This window comes from Phycisphaerae bacterium (assembly GCA_018003015.1).
Taxonomy (GTDB): domain Bacteria; phylum Planctomycetota; class Phycisphaerae; order UBA1845; family PWPN01; genus JAGNEZ01.
This window is the reverse complement of sequence record JAGNEZ010000017.1, coordinates 69,186-89,726: the sequence shown is the minus strand read 5'-3', so window position 1 is coordinate 89,726 and position 20,541 is coordinate 69,186. Positions and strand designations below refer to the sequence as shown.

The window sequence follows — 20,541 nt, the reverse complement described above, 5'->3', positions numbered from 1 at the left end:
GGAGCGAAAACCGCCTCACCCCTGGATCACGGGCCCCGGCACCCCCCCGGTCGCCCCGGAGAGCATCTCCACCATCTCCTTAATCCGCTGGGCGTCCTCGCGGCGGCAAATCAGGGTTGCATCATCGGCGTGAATGACCATCAGGTCCCGCACGCCGATGGCCGCGATGAGATGGCCGCCCTCGCTGACGAAAATGCTGTCTCGAGCATCAAGGGTACGCACATTCGGGGCAGCAACCGTATTGCCGGTCGCATCCGGCTCGAACACCTCAGCCAAGGCGGTCCACGAGCCGACATCCAGCCAGCGGCAGTTCATCTCCACGGTCAGCACGACCTCGGCCTTCTCCAGGATCGCGTAATCCACGGAGATCCGGGGCAGGGCGCCAAACCGCTCGCGGATCGCGGCAGACATGCCCGGCTCGTGAAACTGGGCAACCACATCGCGCAAACCCTCGTGGGTCGCCGGCTGCCATCTGCGGATCTGCTCGATCACCGTCGCGATTCGCCAGGCGAACATGCCGCTGTTCCAGTAGTACTCGCCGCTCGCCAGGTAGGCCTCGGCCGTCGCCCGGTCGGGCTTCTCCTTGAACTGCAGAACCTCGTGAACCCCCGCGGCGATCCTGCGCCCCCGGCGCACGTAACCGTACCCGGTATGAGCCGAGCGCGGCACAACGCCGAACGTGACCAAGGCGTCGGGATGGTGATCGGCGGTTTCAAACCCGCGCCGAACGGTTTCGCGAAACAGGTCCACCGGCTCGATGATGTGATCCGCAGTGAAGATGCCCATCGTGCCGGCCGGGTCCTTGGCGGCCAACAGATGAGCGGCCAGACCGACCGCGTTGGCCGTGTCCCGGGCACACGGCTCGGCCATGAAGTTCTCCGCAGGCAGCTCCGGTAGCTCGGCTCGCATCACCGCAGCGTAGTCGCCGTTCGCGATGACGTGGATCCGCTCGGGTGGCAACAGGCCCGCCAGCCGATCGAACGAGCGGCGAAGCAGCGATTCTCCCTTGAACAACCGGAGCAACTGCTTGGGCCGCGCCGGGCGGCTCAGCGGCCACAACCGCGTGCCCGAACCTCCCGCCATGATCACCGCGTGCCACATGGGTCACTTCCCCGCCTCCACCAGCTCCAGGTAGATCTTCCCGCCGGTGATCTGGAGCGGCGTTTCCAGGTCCATGCCCCTCTGGGCACCAGCCCCCTGCAACTGGAGCTCTCCGCCCCACGTACCTAACTGCTCATGCCTCAGCTCACAGGGCACGCGATCGTTCAGGACAACTTGGTTGACCTGGGCCGCGAAGGATGACTTCTGATCCTGAGCCTTCTTCAAGGCCTCGAGCAGAATGGGGGCGGCGTCGATTCGAAGCGTCACCGGTCCGGTCGAAGAAGGCGCTGCTGACCGGCTGGGCCCGCCGGCGTCACCCTCGCCCCCGACAAGGGTCAGATCACGCCCGTCAAAGATGACCCGGAAGCCCTGGGCACCCTCCGGCTGCAGGGTCAACCGCAGATCGGGACAGGGCAGACTGGTACCCTCGGTCAGAGGCACAACCCCTTCGGCCAGGTCTGCCTCCATGCCGCCCGCATTGCCGTCTTGCGGGTTGGCCGTGGCCGCCGATTTCACATCCAGATAGACCACGCACTGGTAGGTGCCGGACGGCTTGGCCCCGCGCTGATCGTTGAAGGCCGCGTACTTCTGATCGCGGGTGCCCGGTTCGCTCGACTGAATCTGGTCGGACTCGGCCGCGCTCATCTTGCCAAGCTGGCGAATGAGACTCATGGCCGCCCGGGCGACCTTGGTATCCTTGGATTGCACCAACCGAAGAATCTCCTTGGCGTCCACGCCGGACTTGACCGCCAGATCCAGCCGCCAGCGCTGGTTGGCGTCGGCGTTCTTGTAGATCTCTGCGAGGGCATTGAGGGCCATCACCGATACTTTCTCCTCCGGATCGGCCAGACGACGGGCGAGGAACACCGGAAGCGCTTCCCGCTTGGCCAACTCCTTGCTCACGCCGACATTCTGGACCACCTGAACGCGCTGGTCCACGCTCGTCGCCTGCTTGAGCTGCTCTTCCAGCACCCCGAGGCGACCCGCTTCGATCAGAAGACCCGCCGCTTCGCGCGCCGCCTTCGGATCGCCCTTGGGCACCGTCGCGAGCGTGGCCAGGAGCAACTCGGGAGCCGAACTCTTGCCCGGAACACCACCACCGGCGGCCGGAAGACCCTGCCCCCGATGGATCGGAGCCTCATAGGTCACCTGGAATTGGCCTCGAGCCAGCTTGAGCAGCGCCGCTTGCAGGCCGGCATCCTTGGTCGCATCGCTGGCCAGCATCTTCAGCACGTCGGCGAAGGCGGTCTCGCCTGCCACTCTGCTCAGGTCGGACCGTCCCAGCAGCTCGACGAGCTTGATCTGGACCTGGGGCGGCTGGCCCCGCTTGAAGGCTCTCAGGATGGGATCATCCGCGCCGGTCAGAGCGGTCTTGGTCCCTTCGCAGGCTTCAAGTAGCTTGACCGTGGTGCTCTCGTCCGGCATGCTCAGCAGGATCCGCATCGCGGCCGTCTTTGTGGCGTTTTCGGTTACCTTGGTCAGCCGTTCGATCAGCGCGGCTCTCACGTCTGACGCCGTTCTCGGCATGTCCGCCACGGTGACTAGACTCTGCTGCGAAGGATAGGCAACGATCAGGTCCAGCGACCGCTGGTAGATTGCAGGTATCCCGCTGCCCAGGCAGGCGGCCAGAATCGAGAAGACGTTCTGGGGCGCCGGAGACGGGGGTAACTCCGCAACCATGGCCATCAGGCGCTGGGTGCGATCGTCACTCGCCGTGGCCACGGGCGCGACCGGCGTCCTGTCCTCCGTCGCCGGCACGGCCTGCAGAATGCTCTCAACCTGATCGAGCAGGTACATCGCCGGAGCAGTCTTCTTCTCACCCCAGAGTGTGGACAGCGTCGCCAGGGCCAGGGGTGCCGGCGAATACACGAAAGCGGAGAAAGTCTCACGACGAACCTGCGGGCTGGCGCTCTCCAGTCCGGTCAACATGGCCTTTTCCAGCTTCTGCGTGGTCGGGGAGCGACGGTCCCCTCCACTTCTGGCCAAACCCGAATCAGGGGCGGCCGCCGCCTTCTCGCGGATGGATGCCAGACCGGCGATGGCCGCCGAGGCCAGGCAAGGAGTCTGGGAGGAAGCATGAACGATCAGGGCATCGATCAGCTTGGTGCGCTCGGAAGGCTGCAGCTCCCCGTTCACCTTGCTGAGCTGCTCCAGAAACTCGAAGCCCAGCGTCGCGGGCGGGTCGTTCCGGCAGATGACCTGCACGGATTGGGCACTCTCGGGAACCTCGATCAGAAAGACCGCGTAGCCACTGCCTGGCACGGTCTGTTTCCCTTCCCCGGGAGCCGGACGAGGGGTCGGCTCCCGCGGCGTTCTGCCGGCCGGGGCACCCGGCTCCCGCTTGGGCCGGGGATGAACCCGGTTGTAGAGCGTCAGGTCCATCGAGCCGTCCTTGGCCCGCTGGGCCTCGATCTGTTCGAGAATCGGGTCATTGGGTTGCTGCAGCTGCAGGCCGGAGACCCGACTCGACGACCCGGACGCCATGGCCGGGATCGAGCCCGAAGCCAGCAGCAGCATGATGCCCACGACGCGACAGGGCTTGTCGCTATCCGACTTGGCCTTTAAGGCGCTGGGCATGATCTGCAGCTTCGCGTCGCCGGGATCATAGGCGACGGGCACAAGCATGAAACGCTGATCCCGCCGCGGCTCGAGTTCCTGACCCTCGTCGCTGATCGATTCCGGCAGCAGCGACTGGCTCAGCCCGAAGGCCAGATCGATGTGGAAACCCGATTCGGTGCTCAGGTTCCATTCCTCCAGGCGCTTGAGGGCTTCCGGATCATCTTTGCTGATCTTCAGAGCGCTCTTGAGTAGGTCGCGGGCGGCGCCGTCCTCGCCTACCTTGTGAAGCCATTCGGCGATCTTGACTCGGCCAGCGGCGTCCTTGGCATCGAGCTGTTTCTCCTGCTGCTTGGCCTTGTAGACATACCAGAAGCTGGCCCACTCCTTGGAGGCCTGCGCCCCAGGCGCTTTCTCCAAAGTCAGCAGGGCCGGCTTGGCCTTGACGGCCCGGTCCAGGCACAACCGGGCACCACTTTCCTTGTTTGCCGTGAGCAACTCCTGGGCCATGGCCACCAGCTTGTCGGGGTCCTGCTCCGCGACGATCTTCCTCTGCTCCTCGCTGGTCAGCGTAGTCTCGGATCCCTTCCTGGTCGTATCCCCCGGCCTGGCCGACGGTGAAGCCGTCCCCCGACCGCGGTCCAGGTTCCGCTGGACACCCCCGCGGATGCCGCCGTATTGGGCAACCACCGGCACGGTCGTGATGACCGCCAGGCTCACCATCAGAGCAAGACGACATCGCAGCCTCGGGCGAAACGGGTGATGGCGAGTGTGCATCGTGGACCTCCACAACCGTATGTCGCAGGTTACTTGGAGATGCGACCTCACGAACCGCGATCCTCCAAGCCCACCTATTCTAACCCAAGGAGCAGCGACTGGCACTAGGACTCCGCCGGGCGCTCCCCACCACGGCCGGGATGACCGGAGATGCGACGCGCTCCGTGCCGGTGCAGGGCACCAGCCGCTTGCCCGCCGGCAACCGGACCGACTGCCCGGCCGGCGAAGCGCTTGGCAGGACGCATGCGATGCCCATGTCCCAAGGGTTCACAGGCCTGGCGCGCTCATCGTGGCGGGGGCAACGGACGGCCGTTCATCCCGAGGGACTTCCCGGCTTCATAGCCCTCTCGCGACCGGGCCCACCATCTCCAACAACCAGTCGCCGACATCCTCGCGTCTCTTGTCTTGACGAGGAGTCGAGGGTACAAATGCGAGTCGGCACAGGCATCTTGCCCGACCGGTGCGTTCGAGCCACGGACCCGTGCTTTCCGCCGGGTCGCGCGAGGCACGGATCAGAGAGGGTGATGGCAATCGCCGCCTCCGGCGCGCCGGGGGGCTGCGGAGAACATAGGGAGATTCACTCACCGGCCTTGATGCGTGGGTGACGGGGTTGTCATGGTCTGGTCAGGTCGCACGGCACAAGGAACCGTCGAGGTGCCCGCCCAGCGGACCTGGATGAGCACGGCTTGACGGATGGAGGCATCTGCACGATGAGGCAAATGGCAAGGCTTATGGCGGTGATCATGGCGGGCATGGCCATCGGCGCAGGCGGCACGCATGCCGCGGAGAAGGAGAAGAAGAACGCCAGGCCCAAGGTCCCGGCTGCCGCAGCCTCCAATCCGAACAAGGAGGCCTTCGCAAAGGACACGGTCGTCCCGGTCGTGTACATCGACAAGAAGCACGCCCCGGATGTCGGCAAGGGCTGGCAGCCACTGTTCAACGGCAAGGACCTCGAGGGCTGGAAACCGCTGGCCAAGAATCAGAAGCTGACCTGGAAGGCGGTGGACGGCGTTCTGGCCACCTCCTTCAAGGAACCCGAACACGGGTGCAACATTCGCTCCACCAAGGAGTTCACCGACTTCGAGTTCTACTGCGAGTTCAAGGTGCCCAAGAACGGCAACAGCGGCGTCTTCGTGCGCGGCCTGTTCGAAGTCCAGGTCCGCGGCGACTACGGCATGAACCTGGACGACCCCGCGATCGACTGGGGCACCGGCGCCTTCTACGGGCAGAAACGGCCGGCGAAGAACGCCAGCCGCCCGGCCGACGAGTGGCAGAGCATGTACATCAAGGTCGTCGGCGACAAGGCCACCGTGTTCGTCAACAGCGAGCAGGTCCAGAGGGATTTTGTCCTGGCCAAGCCGACCCACCGCTATGACGAGATGAAAGACGTCAAGGAGAGCGGCCCGGGGCCGATTATCCTTCAGGGCGACCATAAGCCCATCGAGTACCGCCACCTGATGATCAGGCCGCTCGGGCTCAAGAAGTCCGACAAGTAACCGGCGGGTTCAACCGCCGGGCCCTCCGACCCGAACAACGGCCGATCACGACCTTCGCCGGCGATGGCACGCCGATCGCGGAGCTCTCGCCGCCCTGCGCCCGAGCTTTTCACGAGATTGCTCTGCCCGTTCCGTCGGGTACAATACAGGGTTTCCCGTTTCGCCGGGTGCGCCGGGTCGCAGGCCGGAGAAACGGGCCATGGAGCAGGAGATGACGAGTCAGGAGATCTTTGACCTCTACGGGCGATGTGTCATTCCCAACTACGCCCGTTTCCAGGTGGCCATCGTGCGGGCCGAGGGCTCGCGAATGTGGGACGCCGACGGCAAGTGCTACCTTGACCTTTTCCCCGGCTGGGGCTGCAGCCTGCTGGGCTACTGCCATCCCCGCGTGGTCGAGGCCATCCGCCAACAGGCCGGCAAGCTCATTCATATCGACAACCTGTTCTACACCGAGGAAGGCGCCCGGCTGGGTGAACTCATCCACCGCCACGGCTTCGGCGGGCAGAGCTTCTTCTGCAACAGCGGAGCGGAGGCCAACGAGGCCGCCATCAAACTCGCCCGGCGCCACGCCGGCCGCGGGCGCTACAAGATCATTACCATGGAGCGGAGCTTCCATGGCCGCACCTACGGGGCCATGTCCGCCACCGCCCAATCCAAGACCCACGCGGGGCACGAGCCGCTCGTCCCCGGGTTCGTCTACGTCCCGTTCAACGACCTCGACGCGGTCGAAAAGGCGATCGGCGACGAAACCGCCGCCATCATGCTCGAGCCTATCCAGGGCGAGGGCGGCGTACGCATCCCCGACGAGGGATACTTGCCCGCCCTGCGCGAGATGTGCGACGAAAACCACCTCCTGCTCATTCTGGACGAGGTCCAGACCGGCTGCGGGCGGACGGGAACGTGGTTCGGCTATCAACATTATCCGATCGAGCCGGACATCATGACCCTGGCCAAGGCCCTGGGCGGCGGAGCCCCGATCGGAGCCATGGTCGCCCAGCCCGAGGTCGCCGCCTCGCTCAAACCCGGCGCCCACGCCTCGACCTACGGAGCCAACCCCCTGGTCGTTGCCGCCGCAATCGCCATGTTCGAGGCCGTCGAGCAAGAGAGCCTGCTCGAGGCGGCCAAGCGTAAGAGCGCCTATATCCTCGAGAAAACCGGCGAACTCCAGCGGCAGTTCGGAATCGTCGAGGCGGTCCGCGGGCGCGGCTTGATGATCGCCATCGAGCTGTCCGTGCCGGGCAAGCCTATCGTCAACGCGGCCATGCAGCGCGGCCTGCGCATCAACTGCACCCAGGACACCGTGCTGCGGCTGCTGCCCGCCCTGACCATCACGACCGCGGAGATCGACGAGGCGTTCGAGGTTCTGACCGAGGCCATGAAAGAAGCGGAAGGCAAACTGGTGACCACATGAACAGCGACATCCCGCAAACCCTGCGGTCCTTGAAACACTTCCTGGCCATCCGCGACGTGGACGCCGACGTCCTCAAGACGCTGATCGACTTCAGCATCCGCCGGAAGAGCGAGTTCAAGCAGGGCAAGTTCAAGCCCGTGTGGCAGGGTAAGGTCCTGGCGATGATCTTCCAGAAGGCGTCACTGCGGACCCGGCTTGGCTTCGAGGCCGCCATGGTCCAGCTCGGTGGACATGCCGTCAACCTCGACGACCAGCATGTCGGAATCACCCGGCGCGAAGACGTCCGAGACGTCGCCCGGGTAATCTCCTCCATGTGCGACGTGATCATGGCCAGAGTCTTCGGACACCAGCTGGTGGTGGAGCTGTCCGCGTTCAGCTCGGTGCCGGTGGTGAACGGCCTGAGCGATTGGGCCCATCCCTGCCAGGCGCTGGCCGACCTCATGACCATCAAGGAACGTTTCAGCGAACTGCACGGCCGCAAGCTGGCCTACATCGGCGACGCCAACAACGTCGCCCGCTCGCTGCTGAACGGCTGCCTGAAAACCGGGATGCGATTCGTGATCGCGGCCCCGGAAGGCTACCGCCTGGACCGCGGGCAGGTCGAGTCCGCCCAGATGATGGCCGCCAAGAGCGGAGCCTCCTTCGCCGAAACCAATCAGCCGGCCGAAGCGGTCAAGGACGCCGACGTGGTCTACACCGACGTGTGGACCAGCATGGGTCAGGAGGGGGAGGCCGAGCAGCGGGCCAGGGATTTCACCGGCTTCCAGATCAACGCCGAACTGATGAAGGCGGCTCAGCCGACGGCCGTGGTCATGCACTGCCTGCCGGCCCACCGTGGCGACGAAATCACCAGCGAAGTGCTGGATGGATCGCAGTCCATCGTCTTCCAGCAGGCCGAGAACCGGCTGCATTCCCAGCGGGCGCTGCTCGAAGTCCTGCTGACCAACGCGGCCGACGCGAAGAAATGAGCCGCCCGGCCGCCGAGAAGCGAGAATGACCCTATGCCCAGACGAACCGATGGCCGCCGAGCCGATGAGTTGCGTCCCCTCCAGATCACTCGCGGCTACACGCGGGCTGCGCCCGGCTCCGTGCTCATCCGGACCGGCCAGACCGTCGTGCTGTGCACCGCCACGATCGAAGAGTCCGTCCCCAAGTGGCGCGAGGGCAAGGGCTTGGGCTGGGTCACGGCCGAATACGATATGCTGCCCGGTTCGACCGGGGCGCGACGGCCGCGGCACCGCATTCAAGCCGACGGGCGGGCCACCGAAATCCAGCGCCTCATCGGACGCGTGATCCGCAGCGTGGTGGACTTCACCGCCCTGGGCGAGCGAAGCATCTGGCTGGACTGCGATGTGATCCAGGCCGACGGCGGCACGCGGACGGCCGCGATCACCGGAGCGTATGTCGCCCTGACCGATGCCGTCCGCCGGCTGATGGCCGAGAGCAAGATCGACCGATCGCCGATCGCCGAGCCGGTGGCGGCGATCAGCGTGGGCAAGGTCGACGGGCGGTTGCTGCTGGACCTGGACTACGCCGAAGACTCGCGGGCCGAGGTCGATTTCAACGTGGCTATGACCGCGTCGGGCAAACTGGTCGAGGTCCAGGGCAGCGGCGAAGGCGCGACCTTCACCCGCTCCGAGTTGGACCGCATGATGACGCTGGCCGGTCGCGGGATCAGGCAACTGATCGCCGCCCAAGGCAACGCCCTGGCCAGGAGGAAGTGATTGAGTTGGCAACCCACAGCCCAGAATGAGAGCATCCCATGTTCATCCGAGTCGTTCTGGCAAGTTCGTTGACCCTGGCCCTGCTTTCCGGCTGCGGGGGTCCGGGCGGGGGCGGCCTCTTCGGCGGCTCCCAGAAGGTCGAGAAGTGGCGGATTCGCTGCTACCACCGAGAAGGTCCCAACCATGAAGAGACCTGCAAGCAGGTGGCGAGCCTCCTCGGGCAGGTCAAAGATCTCCAGGCCCGCAAGATCCAGGTGGTCACCACACCCAAGAGCAGCACCGTCTACTACGGCGAGTACGTCAAGGTGCCCTCGGCAAGCGGCGAACGGCTCGTCTTTCCGCCGGACTACCTGCGCGATATGGACCTCCTTCAGCGAGTCGTCATCAACCAGACTCCGCTCTTCCGCATGGCCAAGCCCGAGCTGGTGACTACCGGCACGGCGATCGGCGGCGGCGAGTGGGAAGTCGTACGCTGCCAGGGAACGCACACCCTCCAGATCGGCGTGTTCTACAGTACGCCGACCTTCCAGGAGCGGCGCGAGGCGGCCGAGGAGTACGTCAGACTGCTTCGCGAAGAGGGCTTCAACGCATACTACTGGCACGAGGATGCTAAGAGCTTCGTGTTCGTCGGCGATTTCGACGAGTCGGACCTGATTCACACCGCCCAGGGAATACGGTTCGGGCCGCGGGTCGAACAGCTCATCGCCCGCCGACCGGAGGAGTTCCGCTACACCCTCGAGAACCTGCATCGGGTCAAGAGGACCGGCCTCAGCGGCGAGATGGCCGTGCCGCCTTCGATTCTCGTGCCCGTGCCGCGAAACCGACCGGCGGACCGCGACGCCATGCCCGCGGCGCCCCCGTGAGGACGGACCGGGGCACGCCCCCACGGCCTCTCGAACCGGGTCTCTCCGCCCGGCGATTCGACCCGATCGTGCACTGCGGCCGAAGAGACGATCACAAGAACGGATGAACTCCAATGCGCGAGATCTTGCTGGCAACAGGGAACCAGGACAAGGCCCGAGAGATGGAAGAGATCCTCTCCATCGTCGAGGCCGGCATGGAACCGCTCATCCGCTGGCGGCGGCTGTCGGAGTACCCGGGTATCGCCGAGCCGGTTGAGGACGGCCGCACCTTGCGGGCCAACGCCGAGCTCAAAGCCCATTACTACGCCCGCAGGACCGGACTCTGGACGATCGCCGACGACTCCGGGCTCGAGGTCGACGCCCTGGCCGGCGAACCCGGCGTCCGCTCCGCCCGCTATGCCGGCGAGAAGGCTGGAGCGAAGGCGAACAACCTGCTGCTGATCCAGAAACTGGCCGGTGTTCCGCACGCAAGGCGGTCGGCTCGATTCCGGTGTGTCGTGGTCTTGTCCGACGGCCTGCGCTGCCTCGCGTCAGCCGAAGGTACGATCGAAGGCCGGATCATTGACCAAGCCCGGGGCTCCAACGGCTTCGGCTATGATCCTCATTTCTGGTACGACCCGGACGGAATGACCACTGCCGAGATGACCTCCGCCCGAAAGCACGAGGTCAGCCATCGCGGCCAAGCCCTCAAGGGCCTGCGGGAACAGCTTGGCGCCCTGCTCGGATCGGCGGAGGTGGCGTGAGTTCCGTTTGACGCTTTCCGCCGCCCGCGCTATTATCCTCTTGACGCTGACGTCACGGCGTTGACACACCTGGTCGAGGAGTACCTCGCATGGCCCGGCTCTACGATGACATCACTCAGACGATCGGCAGCACGCCGCTGGTGCGGATCAACCGGATCATCAAGGCGCCGGCCACGGTCTACGCCAAGCTCGAGTACTTCAACCCGTTGTCGAGCGTGAAGGATCGCATTGGGGTGGCCATGATCGAGACCGGCGAGCGGGCGGGGAAGATCACCAAGGATACCCTGCTGGTTGAACCCACCTCGGGCAACACCGGCATCGCCCTGGCCTTCGTGTGCGCGGCCAAGGGCTACAGGCTCGTCCTGACCATGCCCGAGAGCATGTCGATCGAACGGCGGAGTCTGCTGCGGGCTTTGGGCGCCGAGGTCGTGCTCACGCCCGCCCAGGAAGGCATGCGTGGAGCCATCGCCCGGGCGGAGCAGATCGTCCGCGACACGCCCGGCGCGATCATGCCCCAGCAGTTCCAGAACCCGGCCAACCCGGCCATGCACCGCAGGACCACCGCCCAGGAGATCTGGAACGACACCGACGGGAAGGCGGACATTCTCGTCGCCGGCGTTGGCACGGGCGGCACCATCACCGGCATCGGCGAGGAGCTCAAGAAGCGCAAGCCTTCGTTCCAATGCATCGCCGTGGAGCCAGCGGCCTCGCCGGTCATCACCCAGAAGCGAGCGGGCAAGGAACTTGCCGCCGGACCCCACAAGATCCAAGGCATCGGCGCCGGGTTCATTCCCGACGTGCTGAACATCGGCATCATCGACGACGTCGTGCAGGTGACCAACGAGGACGCCTTCGCCTGGGCCCGCCGGGCGGCCAAGGAAGAGGGCATTCTCTGCGGCATCTCATCCGGCGCCGCCCTGTGCGCCGCCGCCCAGGTCGCCGGCCGGGTCGAGAACGCCGGCAAGATGATCATCGCCATCCTGGCCAGCGCCGGCGAGCGCTACCTGTCCACGCCTCTCTTCCAGGAGGGCTAGGACGATCGCCCGGGCCGCCACCCAGATCCACGTCCTGCCCGGCACCGAGCGTCCCTGCTCCTACCTGCCCAACCGGTTGTCTTGCGCGGTGTCGTTCATGACCGCCTCGCTTTCGCCAGGCTTGTACCACGACCTCATGGACCAGAACTTCCGACGCAGCGGCAGGCTGTTCTACCGACCCACCTGCCGCCAATGCGACCAGTGCCAAGCGATCCGCGTCCCGGTCGCGGAGTTCAGACCGGACCGCGCTCAGAACCGCTGCCTGCGCCGCAACCGCGACCTGAGCGTCGAGATTGGCGATCCGGATCCGTCCGCCGAGAAATACGAGTTGTTCCGCCGGTACCTGGATGCCCGGCACGACGGCAAGATGGCCGCCAGTCGTGAGGAGTTCACCGAGTTCCTGTATGACTCGCCCGTCGTGACTCGGGAAGTCGTCTTCCGGCTGGGCGCGGACCTGGTTGGCGCGGCCATCATCGACGTGGAACCCAAAGCCGTCAGCACGGTCTACTGCTTCTTCGAACCCGACCTGTCCCAGCGTTCGCTGGGCACATTCAACATCCTGTGGAGCATCGCGTACTGCCGACAACTCGGCGTTCCGTATCTGTACCTGGGCTACTATGTACGGGATTGCCGCAAGATGAACTACAAGAGCCGGTTCCGCCCCTGCGAGGTGCTCGACTTTGCGGCTGGCTGGCATCGGATGACTTGACAGGCGGCCTACGGAGCGGCCGGCAGGGCGGGGCGGCGTACCCAAGACCCGACCGAAACGCGAACGCAGAAACGACCGTCTCTCGTTGATTCGGCCTGGATATCCCCCTTCAGCAGGGCGACGAGCCTCTGAGCGAGCGATAGGCCCAGGCCGCAGTGAACTCCGGTATCCCCCCGCGTGCTATCGCCGCGCCAGAAACGATCGAAAACCCTTTCGCTGTCCTTGGGGGCAAGCCGGCATCCCGTATTGGTGATTTCGATCAGAGCCCGTGAATCGCTCGCCTTGGCCTTGATCTCGATTGAACCACCCCCATCAGTGTAAGTGACCGCATTGTCGAGCAGGTTCTGGAACACCTGGCGGAGCTTGTGGCTATCGGTCTCGACGAGGCAGGGGTCCGCCAAATCCCACGTGATTCGCAGTCCTCGTTCCATCGCCTCTCGATTCACCATTCCCCAGCATTCCCGTAGCAGTGTGGTCACTTCCACGCATTCGCGGGCAGCATGAACCTGGTCTGTCTCCAGGCGGGCAAGGCAGAGGAGGTTCTGGACCATGGTCTGCATCTGGCGGGTGATGGCCAGGCTTTCCTGAATGGCGGTTTGATAAGCGTCGGCTTCGCGTGGCTTCGACGCTGAAACCTCGAGCGTGCTCCGCAGGCCAGCCAGTGGGGTCCGCAGTTCGTGGGCGACGTCGGACGTGAACGCTTTCTCGCGACGAAACGACGCCTCCAACCGGGCCAGGAGATCGTTCAGGCGATCAACGATCGGAGCCAGCTCGGTGGGGGCGCGTGGGAGCTCGACGCGAGCGGAGAGGTTTTCACCATCCAAATCCTCTAGCCGCTCGGCCAGGCGTCGCAACGGTCCCAGGCCGCCGTGGACCACGGACACCAGGGCGATGCTGGTTACGAGGACCGCCACCCCTCCCACAATGACCAGTAGATACCTCAATCGGGCAAGCACCGCGTCGACCTCGCCGGTGCGCCGAGCGAGAGCCAACGCAAGTCGCGGACTGTCCTGCGAAGGCGGAGGGCGTAGCACTCCCTTTTCGCTTTCTGGGCGGGGCTGGAAGGTCACGCTGATCACCCGGCCAGCCTCGCCATCCGGCAGAATGGCCGGATGGAATCGCGGGGCATCGAGCGATCCTTGGCGCTGACCGAGGTCCCCGCGCCCCAGCGAAGGCGAGCGATACATGACCCCGCCGTCGGCTTTCCAGACCTGCAGATACTCCGGCCGGTCGGATCGCCGGAACTCAGGCATATCCAGATCCTTGATGTCCAACTCCACCCGGCCGTTCTCGATTTCCGCCATGGCCGCCAGGGTTCGAGCCTTGTCTGCCAGAGCCTTGTCAAACTCCGCCGTCAGCGATGCCCGAACCACCAAGTAGAGGGTCACACCTGTCGTCGACAGAATCAGCGCCGCCCCGGCCACTGTGCCCAGCAGCAGTCGTGACCGCATGGACCTCATCCCGACTCCTCCTCCAGAACATATCCCTGCCCGCGGCGCGTGTGGATGAGGCGAGTTGTGCCTTCGCGTTCGGTTTTGTGCCGCAGGTAGCCGATGTAAACGTCCACCACGTTGCTTTGTGCAGACGAGTGGAAATCGTACACGTGTTCCCAGATCTCTGTTCGACTCACGAGTTGGCCGGCGCGCAAGGCCAGATACTCCAGCAAAGCGTATTCGCGGGCGGTCAATTCGATCGTTTCCCCGGCACGGCGGACCACCCGGCCGGCGGTGTCGATCTCCAGATCACCGATCCGAATCACCGGGTTCTTGGTCTCATATCGTCGCCGCACCAGGGCCCGCACGCGGGCCAGCAGTTCCTCGAACGCGAACGGCTTGATCAGGTAGTCATCCGCTCCGATGTTCAGACCCTTCACCCTGTCCTCCAGCGTGTCGCGAGCGGTAAGAATCAGGACATGAACCGCGCTGCCGGCCTCGCGCAAGCGTTTCAGAATGGTCAGGCCATCGATACCCGGAAGCATCAAGTCCAGAATGATGACGTCGTAGTCGTTCGACTTGGCGTACCACAGCCCCTCTTCCCCGTCGGCCGCGGCATCGACCGCGAACCCGGCCTCCTCGAGGCCCTGGGCCGTCGATTTCCGCAACGGAGCATAATCTTCAACCAGCAGGATCCGCATGCGAGCACGACGCTTTTCAGGTCATCCGGCGAATCGAAGGCGACGAAGACCTGCCGCGGTCCGTGCCCCGCTGGGCCAGGCCCTCGCCCTCCCCGCCATGATCGGTCCTCGGTCGGGCTACAGAGCTTGCCCGCCAGGGCTCACCTTGAACTCGTGGATTATACCCCACGGCCGATCCTTCGCTTCGCAGAAGACCTCAGGCTTTTCCCTCGCGAGGGTCTTTCCGGAGCGGAGGACGGTCTTCACCTCCACCGGTTCGACCTTCACCAGCGGGAAGCTCTTGCCCTTGGGCAACCCTACGCCCGGAGCCTACCCCTTGTGACTCATGCCCCGCTCCAGCAGCGTGGTTTCCTTGACATGCAGGCATTTCTCGAGGTTGCCCGCGGGTGTCTTCTGGGCTTCGTTCAGGCTGACGCCCTCGGCCCGACCCATCACTTTTTCCGGCGCGGCCTCCTGATAGTACTTTTCGCCAACTAGGGTGACCGGGCATCCCCAACCTGAAGGCCGGGCCATCCTCGCCGGACAGCGAGGACCCGCTTATCGCCGGCCCCTCGCAAGCACTTCGTGAACGGGCCTCACTCACTCGCCGAAAGCTGAGACCCTGGCTCACTTGTCATCGTCATCCTCCTCATCATCCTCATCGTCATCCTCATCCTCTTCGTCATCATCTCCTTCGTCGTCATCGTCGATCTGGCCGCTTGGTGAGATCTCGATCTCCTTCTCCTTGCCGTCGATCGTACAGCTCACCTCATAGGTCACCTCAATCTCCTTCGAGAACGTCAGCTTGGCCCCGGCAGGGAAGCGCTTGGCCGCAGCCTTCCGAACCGCCTCGGGTACCGCGTTCATGTCCACAGTCTCCTCGGTGGAGACCAGTGCGCCTTCTTCAGTGACCTCGGCCTCGTGGCTTTGGCCCTTGGCCGTCCATTCAGCTTCATACGACACCACGCCGTCTTCAATCTCCTTGACGACTTCAGTCACCGTGCCGTCCCCGACCAGCTTCATGAGGGCGTCGCGAGCCTTGGCCGGCACCTGGTCCATGGCGATCTTTTCCTCCTTCTCCTCGTCACCCTCCTTCTCGTCCTCGTCGCCTTCATCCTCTTTGACCACCTTGCCCTCGGCCGTCACTTTGACTTCTTTCTCCTTGCCGTCCACGAAGAACGTCGCCTCGTAGGTTACCACCCCGTTTTCGGTTTCCTTCTCGATCTCGGCAATCTTGGCGTTGCCCGCCGCCTTGGTGAGCGCCTCGCGAACAGCGGCCGGTACCTGATCCAGAGTCACCTTCACCTCTTTGGCCTTGCCCTCGGCCCAGACTGCGAAGGCGGCCACTCCAATCATCAAAGCGCCAAACGAAGCCAATTGAATCCATTTCTTTTCCATGACAGAGTCTCCTATTGATATCACGTCGGCCGACCCGCATTCGCTGCCTGTCAGCGGACCCGATGCGCCCAGCCTGGGATCGTAGGGTAGTGACGTCGAATGAGAGAAACGTGAGAAAGCGCAGCTCAAATCGCACCCCACCGCGCTGGAGAGCAACCACATGACGAATCGCTGGCGGCAGGTGGCATGGCCATGGTGTTGCTGCGGTGTACAATGTGCGGTCGAGTTGCCCGCCGCCGTGTCTCAGAATGGAGGCGCCTCATGATCCGCAGGCTTGTGTCTCTCCTGGTCGTGGTTCTCGGTGTTCCGGTCTCGGCCCCGGCTGGGTTACGCAATGTCGTGTTGATGATCGGTGATGACCATGGGCGGCAGGTCTGCTGCTATGGCGACCCCGTGGTCAAGACGCCTGGCCTGGATCGCCTGGCGACCCAGGGCACGCGTTTCACCAACGGGTTTGCCGCCGTCTCCAGTTGCAGCCCTTCGCGTTCGGTCATCCTGACCGGTTGGTTCAATCATGCGAACGGCCAATATGGTCTGGCCCACGCGGTACACAACTTTCACTCGCTTGCCCGGGTCCAGTCGCTGCCGGCCCTGCTCAAGGCCGCCGGCTACCGCACGGCCATTGTCGGCAAGTACCATGTCGAACCGCCCGAGGTGTACCCATTCGACGAGCAGTTACCCTGCCTCGGGGGCCCGCGTCAGGTGGCAGCCATGGCGGACTCGGCGAGGGCATTCATGGCCCGTGGATCCAACCAGCCCTTCTTTCTCCTGGTGGGGTTCGCCGACCCGCACCGGGCCAACAAGGGCTTCGACAACCAGACCAAGCACCGCGGGGTACAACCGGTGAAGTACCGCCCGGAGGACATCCGGGTGCCCGCCTGGCTGCCCGACAACGCCGACAGCCGCTCGGAACTGGCCGAATACTACGAGTCCGTGAGCAGGATGGATCGGGGCGTTGGCATGATTCTGGACGCCGTGGAGACCACGGGGCATCGCCAGGACACGCTGGTGATCTACATCAGTGACAATGGTCCGCCTTTTCCGGGAGCCAAGACCACACTGTACGACCCCGGCATCCACCTGCCGCTGATCATCTCCTCGCCGGACCAGGAGGGCCAGGCGGTGAGCAATCATGCCATGGTGAGCTGGGTGGACATCGCCCCGACCATCCTGGACTGGGGCAAGGCCAAGGTTCCCAAGGAGATCTCGGGGCGATCGTTGCTGCCGATTCTCGGTCAGAGCGATCCGGCCGGCTGGGATGTCGTCTATGGCTCGCACACTTTCCACGAGGTCACCATGTACTACCCCATGCGAATGATTCGCACACGGCAGTACAAGTACATTCTGAACCTGGCCCACGAACTCGAATACCCCTTTGCCTCGGACCTCTGGGGTTCGGTCACTTGGCAAGGTGTCCTGAGCCGCGCAGACAAGCAGTACGGTCAGCGAAGCGTGCAAGCCCTGATTCATCGACCGCAAGAGGAACTGTACGACCTGGCCAAAGATCCGGACGAGATTCACAATCTGGCTGCCGATCCCGTCCACGCCGACGCGCTCAAGGAGCTCCGGGCCAGATTGCGGGCCTGGCAGGAAGAGACCAAAGATCCCTGGATCATCAAGTACCGGCACGAATGACCGTTGCCCGCCGACGTCCTATTCGATTGTGGCCAGGGCCACCGGGGACGGAAGCTCGCGCCGGATCTCATCCAGCCGGTAGCCAAAGCCCGTGCCTCGAACCGAACTCAGCGACAGCTGCCCCTGGCGACGGCGATACAGCCCCGGGTGGACCGCTTCTTCCGGCCGGGACGCATCCGGGTAGAACTGCATGGCGTTGGTTTCGACGCCCGCGATCGTACCCACGTGCCCGGCCAGAAGGACGTGAGGGATCTGGGCCAGCATGGGGTTGGTCAGGTCCTGCACCATGAGGGCCATGCCATGGGCCTTCGCCCAGCAGGCGCTGAGGACGGCCCCGGTCTGCGTCTTGCATGTCTTGAGGGCCACGCCGGTCCAGCCGAGCTCGCGGCCCAGCTTGACCAGTCGCCAGTCGTGGGCGCTCTCGTCCATAAACAGCGGCTTGCGGGCCGAGACGCTGTGAACGTCGATCTGGTGAGCTTCGAGGTCGTACGGGAATGGTTGCTCGACATACAGGATCATGTCCAAGATCCGGCGGTGCTCGGCCTTGAGTCGGTCGAGAATCTCGCTCACGTAGGCCGGGTCGGTCACCGTACAGTTGAAGTCTGCGCTCAGGGATTCGACACCGTGCTCGACTGCAAGCCGGCCGACGCGCACCAGGCGTTCATAGTCCCACCCCGCGTCATTGCCGCGGAGTTTAACCTTCAAGAACCTGAGACCATCGCGATGGATCCAGTCGGGCAGGAGAACGGGGTAGCCGTCCTTCGGTTCGGCGCCGGTCAACTCGGACTCATCGAGCGGATCGAGTCCGCCGACCAGATGCCAGGCAAAGATTCTATCGGGGGCCTCGGCCGCCAGGTAGTCGCACGGATAGCGGCCTTCGAAGTTGACCGCCGAGCCTTTGGCCGGGGAGAGGAAAGCGGCCAGGTCCTTGCTCATGAAATCCCGGGTGTAGGTGCGGTAGATCGGCCGTTGAACGCACCGACCGAAAGCGTCGTGCAAGGCAAGGTCGAATGCGGAGCAGCACACCAGGGCCGCCAGCCAGGGCATCGGCTCGACGTCCGGCCCGCGCTCTCGGTTTACTTGCCCAAGCAGCTCGGGCAGCCTACGTTCCATGAAGGCATGCCCGATGAGGATGGGGTGGCCGGAGTAGTAGGATTGAGCCCACGCCTCGGTCAGCCGGACGCAGAAACGCTTGAGCGTCTCGTGGCGGTGTTCGTAAGAGAGGCGACTGGGCCAGACCCACTGCACACTCAGTGGCGTCTCACCCCAGCCCTCGGCGATGTGGCCGCGGCCATCCTTCACCTTCAGGCAGACGCGGGCGCAAGTGACATGCGTGAGCGTCTCCGGTCCAAACTTCAGCGGTACGCGGGTCTGAACCGGGAGGAGGTACAGCGTCGCGGCGACGCATCGGGCATCGGTCGCCCTCGTGCTCATCTTGGTCACCTCCGATCCGCCCCTGACGATTCGCTGGCTGCCATTTGGGTCTCGAAGGCCAGCCCAGGCGAGGGACTCTGGGGATTCTCCACCAGCATCTTTCCGCCGGTATCAGGGGCGAAGGCGATCACGATGAGACCCAGCAGATACACGGTTGCGATGGTCATGGCCCCCCAGCGGTAGTCGCCGCCAAAGGCACTGACCAGGCTGCCGGCCCCGAGGACGCCGAAGCCGGTCAACACGCGTCCGATGTTGAAGCTGAAGCCCTGTCCGGAGGCCCGGATCCGGGTGGGGTAAAGCTCCGGCAGGTACTTGGGCAGCCAGCCGAAGAAGCCGGTCACAAACAGCCCGGCCAGAGCCCCCATCAGGGCCATCTGCAGGCCGTAATGGCGGTTCAGGCCGAACAGGGCCACCACCGACACCCAGGCCGCAAGGCACAGGAAGCACCACGAACGCCTGTTGCCCATCCAGCCGGCCAGCAGGCCGCCCAGGAAACCACCCAGCATCTGGCCGTAGGACTGCCACTGAGCGATAGCCGCCTTGGCCCGGCCCTGGTCGGGCGTGCCCTCGGTGATCTGGTCCACGTAGGTTGCCACCCACAGGAATGCCCCCCAGGTTCCGAGCAATGCCACGGTGGACAGCAGGCTGCCCACGATGGTCGATCGCCGGTATTCGCGGGTGAACAGGTCGCCGATCCGAGACCGCTCCTTCTTCTCCCGGGATCGCTTCCATTGCGTCGGCTCGGGCACGAGAAAGATGACCGGCAAGCTGATGATCGCGATGAAGAACCCCATGCCGATGACCCAGCGCCAGTCGTAGTCGTGCTTGAGCATGAATTTCGAGTACGTTGCGGCGATGAAGAAACCCACGTTGGCGGCCGCGCCGATCAACCCGGCCAGCATCGCTCGGCGCTTCTCCGGCCAGGTCTCGACGATCAGGGCCACGCACAAGGGCCACGTTCCGCCGAGCCCCATGGCTCCGATGAACCGGCAGGTGATGAAATGAGACCAGTGGGTGGAGAGCGCCGACAGGCCGGTAAACGCAGCGTAAAGCGACACCGAGACAAGCATGGATCGGACTCGGCCCCAACGGTCGCCCATCCGTCCGAAGAGCACCCCGCCGGCCGCCGCCCCCCACATCCACATCGCCAGGGAGAGGCTGAAGAACGGACCCACCGTACTGTCGATCTTGCGCGTGGTGGTCTTGAGCTGCTCCACGAGAGCGCCGTGAGCGTCCGGGCTGGCACCATTCATTTGGACCTTCATCTCACTGGCCTGTTGGACCAGCGGCGAGACGCTGGGAACCAGGTCCTTCAAGGCGTCGCGGGTCATGATGGTGTAGACCCCTTGCTCGACGCCGTCGAACCCCCAGGCCATCAGCGCGGCCAGCAAAGCCAGCCACCGATACAACGGCTTGGTCTGGTAGATGTCCTCCTGGACGCCGAGCTGACATGGTTCGGACATGAATCGTGTCCTCCTTCAACGGGTCCCCTGTGAGCCGCCTGCCCGCCGCCATGGTATAACCGAAAACGGTTCGAGGCGGAAACC

General features: G+C 64.6%; 18 protein-coding genes. 9 read left to right on the top strand and 9 right to left on the bottom strand.

Annotated features, from left to right (window positions below; genetic code table 11):
* Positions 1-15: 15 nt before the first annotated feature.
* On the bottom strand, positions 16-1,101 hold the full coding sequence (locus tag KA354_09950; protein MBP7934955.1) for an NTP transferase domain-containing protein: 1,086 nt from the start codon (positions 1,099-1,101) through the stop codon (positions 16-18).
* A gap of 3 nt (positions 1,102-1,104) precedes the next feature.
* Positions 1,105-4,434 carry a hypothetical protein gene (locus tag KA354_09945; protein ID MBP7934954.1) on the bottom strand — a complete coding sequence of 1,110 codons (3,330 nt, stop codon included), beginning with the start codon at positions 4,432-4,434 and terminating at the stop codon, positions 1,105-1,107.
* Between the two features lie 719 nt (positions 4,435-5,153).
* On the opposite strand from KA354_09945, the gene KA354_09940 reads away from it, so the two are divergent.
* The 8 genes from KA354_09940 (at position 5,154) to KA354_09905 (ending at position 12,414) form a co-directional block, all read left to right on the top strand.
* A complete protein-coding gene (locus KA354_09940) occupies positions 5,154-5,930 on the top strand; it encodes a DUF1080 domain-containing protein (GenBank protein ID MBP7934953.1) in 777 nt (258 codons plus the stop codon).
* Positions 5,931-6,141: 211 nt separating this feature from the next.
* Positions 6,142-7,341 (top strand): aspartate aminotransferase family protein, encoded by a 1,200-nt coding sequence (locus tag KA354_09935; protein MBP7934952.1) that lies wholly within the window; start codon positions 6,142-6,144, stop codon positions 7,339-7,341.
* Complete coding sequence (gene argF / locus KA354_09930) at positions 7,338-8,309, top strand: ornithine carbamoyltransferase (GenBank protein MBP7934951.1); 972 nt, start codon at positions 7,338-7,340, stop codon at positions 8,307-8,309. The genes KA354_09935 and argF overlap by 4 nt, the downstream gene beginning before the upstream one ends.
* A gap of 33 nt (positions 8,310-8,342) precedes the next feature.
* Positions 8,343-9,065 carry a ribonuclease PH gene (gene rph, locus KA354_09925; protein MBP7934950.1) on the top strand — a complete coding sequence of 241 codons (723 nt, stop codon included), beginning with the start codon at positions 8,343-8,345 and terminating at the stop codon, positions 9,063-9,065.
* A gap of 38 nt (positions 9,066-9,103) precedes the next feature.
* Positions 9,104-9,928 (top strand): hypothetical protein, encoded by an 825-nt coding sequence (locus tag KA354_09920; protein MBP7934949.1) that lies wholly within the window; start codon positions 9,104-9,106, stop codon positions 9,926-9,928.
* Positions 9,929-10,041: 113 nt separating this feature from the next.
* Entirely contained in the window at positions 10,042-10,671 is a 630-nt protein-coding gene (gene rdgB, locus KA354_09915) for an RdgB/HAM1 family non-canonical purine NTP pyrophosphatase (protein ID MBP7934948.1), read from the top strand.
* 89 nt (positions 10,672-10,760) lie between these two features.
* Positions 10,761-11,705 (top strand): cysteine synthase A, encoded by a 945-nt coding sequence (cysK, locus tag KA354_09910; GenBank protein MBP7934947.1) that lies wholly within the window; start codon positions 10,761-10,763, stop codon positions 11,703-11,705.
* 4 nt (positions 11,706-11,709) lie between these two features.
* Entirely contained in the window at positions 11,710-12,414 is a 705-nt protein-coding gene (locus KA354_09905; GenBank protein ID MBP7934946.1) for an arginyltransferase, read from the top strand.
* Between the two features lie 8 nt (positions 12,415-12,422).
* Here KA354_09905 and KA354_09900 read toward each other — a convergent pair whose 3' ends face one another.
* From KA354_09900 to KA354_09880, 5 genes are all read right to left on the bottom strand, one after another.
* The gene (locus KA354_09900; protein ID MBP7934945.1) at positions 12,423-13,874 is read right to left on the bottom strand and encodes a sensor histidine kinase N-terminal domain-containing protein; all 1,452 of its coding nucleotides are present in this window, start codon (positions 13,872-13,874) and stop codon (positions 12,423-12,425) included.
* A complete protein-coding gene (locus tag KA354_09895; GenBank protein ID MBP7934944.1) occupies positions 13,871-14,548 on the bottom strand; it encodes a response regulator transcription factor in 678 nt (225 codons plus the stop codon). The genes KA354_09900 and KA354_09895 overlap by 4 nt, the downstream gene beginning before the upstream one ends.
* 117 nt (positions 14,549-14,665) lie before the next feature.
* Positions 14,666-14,842: a hypothetical protein gene (locus tag KA354_09890; GenBank protein ID MBP7934943.1), complete on the bottom strand. Its 177-nt coding sequence runs from the start codon at positions 14,840-14,842 to the stop codon at positions 14,666-14,668.
* A 15-nt stretch (positions 14,843-14,857) separates the two neighbouring features.
* Positions 14,858-15,061, bottom strand: a complete 204-nt coding sequence (locus tag KA354_09885) for a hypothetical protein (GenBank protein MBP7934942.1) — start codon at positions 15,059-15,061, stop codon at positions 14,858-14,860.
* Positions 15,062-15,154: 93 nt separating this feature from the next.
* Positions 15,155-15,925 (bottom strand): PepSY-like domain-containing protein, encoded by a 771-nt coding sequence (locus tag KA354_09880; GenBank protein ID MBP7934941.1) that lies wholly within the window; start codon positions 15,923-15,925, stop codon positions 15,155-15,157.
* Between the two features lie 261 nt (positions 15,926-16,186).
* Here KA354_09880 and KA354_09875 point away from each other — a divergent pair, with 261 nt between their 5' ends.
* Positions 16,187-17,560, top strand: coding sequence for a sulfatase (locus tag KA354_09875; protein ID MBP7934940.1), 1,374 nt, complete (start codon positions 16,187-16,189; stop codon positions 17,558-17,560).
* 18 nt (positions 17,561-17,578) lie between these two features.
* Here KA354_09875 and KA354_09870 read toward each other — a convergent pair whose 3' ends face one another.
* Both KA354_09870 and KA354_09865 read right to left on the bottom strand, forming a co-directional pair.
* Positions 17,579-18,994, bottom strand: a complete 1,416-nt coding sequence (locus KA354_09870; GenBank protein MBP7934939.1) for a mandelate racemase/muconate lactonizing enzyme family protein — start codon at positions 18,992-18,994, stop codon at positions 17,579-17,581.
* A 5-nt stretch (positions 18,995-18,999) separates the two neighbouring features.
* Positions 19,000-20,457, bottom strand: a complete 1,458-nt coding sequence (locus KA354_09865; GenBank protein MBP7934938.1) for an MFS transporter — start codon at positions 20,455-20,457, stop codon at positions 19,000-19,002.
* Positions 20,458-20,541: the final 84 nt, after the last annotated feature.

Excerpts from the sequence above, each read along its gene's own strand:
- KA354_09920 (MBP7934949.1), top strand. The coding sequence starts at position 9,104 with ATGTTCATCCGAGTCGTTCTGGCAAGTTCGTTGACCCTGGCCCTGCTT.
- KA354_09895 (MBP7934944.1), bottom strand. The coding sequence starts at position 14,548 with ATGCGGATCCTGCTGGTTGAAGATTATGCTCCGTTGCGGAAATCGACG.
- KA354_09945 (MBP7934954.1), bottom strand. The coding sequence starts at position 4,434 with ATGCACACTCGCCATCACCCGTTTCGCCCGAGGCTGCGATGTCGTCTT.
- KA354_09940 (MBP7934953.1), top strand. The coding sequence starts at position 5,154 with ATGGCAAGGCTTATGGCGGTGATCATGGCGGGCATGGCCATCGGCGCA.
- KA354_09885 (MBP7934942.1), bottom strand. The coding sequence starts at position 15,061 with ATGGCCCGGCCTTCAGGTTGGGGATGCCCGGTCACCCTAGTTGGCGAA.
- KA354_09935 (MBP7934952.1), top strand. The coding sequence starts at position 6,142 with ATGACGAGTCAGGAGATCTTTGACCTCTACGGGCGATGTGTCATTCCC.
- cysK (MBP7934947.1), top strand. The coding sequence starts at position 10,761 with ATGGCCCGGCTCTACGATGACATCACTCAGACGATCGGCAGCACGCCG.
- rdgB (MBP7934948.1), top strand. The coding sequence starts at position 10,042 with ATGCGCGAGATCTTGCTGGCAACAGGGAACCAGGACAAGGCCCGAGAG.
- KA354_09865 (MBP7934938.1), bottom strand. The coding sequence starts at position 20,457 with ATGTCCGAACCATGTCAGCTCGGCGTCCAGGAGGACATCTACCAGACC.
- KA354_09875 (MBP7934940.1), top strand. The coding sequence starts at position 16,187 with ATGATCCGCAGGCTTGTGTCTCTCCTGGTCGTGGTTCTCGGTGTTCCG.
- argF (MBP7934951.1), top strand. The coding sequence starts at position 7,338 with ATGAACAGCGACATCCCGCAAACCCTGCGGTCCTTGAAACACTTCCTG.
- rph (MBP7934950.1), top strand. The coding sequence starts at position 8,343 with ATGCCCAGACGAACCGATGGCCGCCGAGCCGATGAGTTGCGTCCCCTC.
- KA354_09880 (MBP7934941.1), bottom strand. The coding sequence starts at position 15,925 with ATGGAAAAGAAATGGATTCAATTGGCTTCGTTTGGCGCTTTGATGATT.
- KA354_09900 (MBP7934945.1), bottom strand. The coding sequence starts at position 13,874 with ATGAGGTCCATGCGGTCACGACTGCTGCTGGGCACAGTGGCCGGGGCG.
- KA354_09870 (MBP7934939.1), bottom strand. The coding sequence starts at position 18,994 with ATGAGCACGAGGGCGACCGATGCCCGATGCGTCGCCGCGACGCTGTAC.
- KA354_09950 (MBP7934955.1), bottom strand. The coding sequence starts at position 1,101 with ATGTGGCACGCGGTGATCATGGCGGGAGGTTCGGGCACGCGGTTGTGG.